Genomic DNA, 2,007 nt, shown 5'->3' with positions numbered 1-2,007 from the left:
CGGAAAGTGTCAAGGCGGGTGAGACAGATTCCGTCAGGCGGTCTGTATGAGGGCCTCCTGTGAGGGCTGGTTGATCCAGGCGGCCTCGGGCAGCTTGGGCGCCTGGGGTCGGCGGTGGCCGAAGCGCTCGGGACGGGCGGCGTAGGCCGCGTCCAGGGTGGCCTGGCGCTGGGCGCGGACCTGCCCGGCGGTGCCGAAGTGGACGCTGGCGGGGGTGTGCAGCCCGATCCCGCAGTGGCGGTGCTCGTGGTTGTAGTAGGCGAAGAACTGCTCGGCGAACGCGCCGGCGTCGGCCAGGGACCCGAAGCGCTCGGGGAAGACCGGGGCGTACTTCAGCGTCTTGAACGCCGCCTCGCTGTAAGGGTTGTCGTTCGACACGTGCGGGCGGGAGTGCGACCTGGCCACCCCGAGGTCGACGAGCAGCTGAGCGACCGGTTTGGAGGTCATCGAGGTCCCGCGGTCGGCGTGGATCGCCTCCGGCACGCCATGGATGCCCATGGCGTGCTCGAGCAGGTTCTTGGCGATCTCGGCGTCCTCGCGGGCCGCGATGGTCCAGCCCACGACGAACCTGGAGAAGATGTCGAGCACGACGTACAGGTCGTAGTACACGCCCCGCTCCGGCCCCTTGAGCTTTGTGATGTCCCAACTCCACACCTGCCCCGGCGCCGTCGCGACGAGCTCGGGCCGGGTCCGGGGCGGGTGGCTCGCCTGCCGGCGCCGTTCCCCGGCCATGTCGTGCTCGCGCAGGATCCGGTGCATCGTGGACATCGAGCACAGGTAGGTGCCCTCGTCCAGCAGCGTGGCCCAGACCTGGGCGACCGACTTGTCCGCGAACCGCTGGCTGGTCAACACGGCCAGCACGTGGGCCCGCTCGGCGGCGGACAGCTTGTTCGCCGGTGCCGGCCGCGGTGTCCGTGGACGTGGCGGTGGCGGGTTCTTGGCCCGGTAGTGACTGGCGCGGGAGCGACCCAGCAGCGCGCACGCAGCCGCGGTGCCGACGTGCTCGGCCAGCCCGTCGACGGCCGGGTTGATCACCGCGGCGACCGCGGCGGCTTGTCCGCGCTCTCGGAGAGCGTCTCCAAGAGCGCGTGTGCTTTTCCCATCAGGTCCAGCGCCGCCCTGGTCTTGGCCAGCTCGGCCTCGGCCTTCTCCGCCCGGGCCCGTAGCGCCTGCAGCTCCCGCTCGCGCCGGTCCCGCGGCTTGCTGCCCAGCCCGGACAGCGAGCCGGCGGCCGCGGCCTTGCGCCACTCGATGATGTGGGAGGTGTACAGGCCCTCCCGGCGCAGGATCTCCCCACGCCCAGAGCGGTCCGCGGCGTCGTACTCGGCCAGGATCGCCGCTTTGAACTCGGCGGTGAACGTCCGCCTCTTGGGCCGGTCAGCACGAGGAGCCATAGCCCCATCATCGGTGCCGACGTCAGCAACCGTCATCGTCATCTCAGTATTGGTCCGTTCTCGCCCCGTGCAGTGCGAAGGTCAGCAGTGCTGGTGTCTCACCCCATCCTGACGCACAGGGCATCGCCGAATCCTTCTCGATGAACAAGACCGAGAACTTGCGTTGACGCCACGTGAGCGACCCGCCAACTACAACCCGCACTACACGCTCCTTTGCCACACGATCGTTCTGATGTTGAGGGCTTGATCGAGATCTGCCTCGAGCGCCCCTGACCAGAGGTGCGCGTAGCAGTGTGCGAAGCCCTCGGATCCGACGCCGAGCAGCGCAGCTACCTCAGCCAGGGGCAGCCCATCTTCTGGGAGCATTGGGCGAACACCGACGAGCCGGACGGGGTCTCGCCGATCGATCAGCTCGAACAGCGACTGCGCGGCCTCGCCGATGCGTTGCCCCACCGCGGTGGGTTCGCTCAAGGTCTGGGAGCGGTTCACCGTGCGGAAGTCGTCGAAGCGGATCTTGACGGCGACGGTCGAGGTCTCCCACTCCGCGCGCCGGAGCCGAGCCGCGACCCGGTCGGCCAGCCGCAGCAGTTCGGCTCGCAAGAACGGACGGTCG

The 2,007-nt window shown here is 69.4% G+C and carries 2 protein-coding genes; both read right to left on the bottom strand.

All coding sequences use genetic code 11. The features are described 5' to 3' along the window. Positions 1-33: 33 nt before the first annotated feature. Positions 34-1,430, bottom strand: a protein-coding gene (locus AAY78_RS00025; RefSeq protein ID WP_370428832.1) for an IS3 family transposase whose coding sequence is annotated in 2 segments (ribosomal slippage) — positions 34-1,094 and positions 1,094-1,430 — 1,398 coding nt in all. Because the reading frame shifts where the segments join, the coding sequence is not laid out codon by codon here. A gap of 165 nt (positions 1,431-1,595) precedes the next feature. Continuing rightward, the coding region (locus AAY78_RS19980; RefSeq protein ID WP_046746338.1) for a DinB/UmuC family translesion DNA polymerase at positions 1,596-2,007 on the bottom strand (412 nt) is incomplete at its 5' end.

The sequence above is a fragment of the Microbacterium sp. Ag1 genome, from assembly GCF_001005635.1.
Classification (GTDB): domain Bacteria; phylum Actinomycetota; class Actinomycetes; order Actinomycetales; family Microbacteriaceae; genus Microbacterium; species Microbacterium oxydans.
The sequence above is the reverse complement of the archived record's forward strand: the minus strand, read 5'-3'. Positions and strand labels throughout refer to the sequence as shown.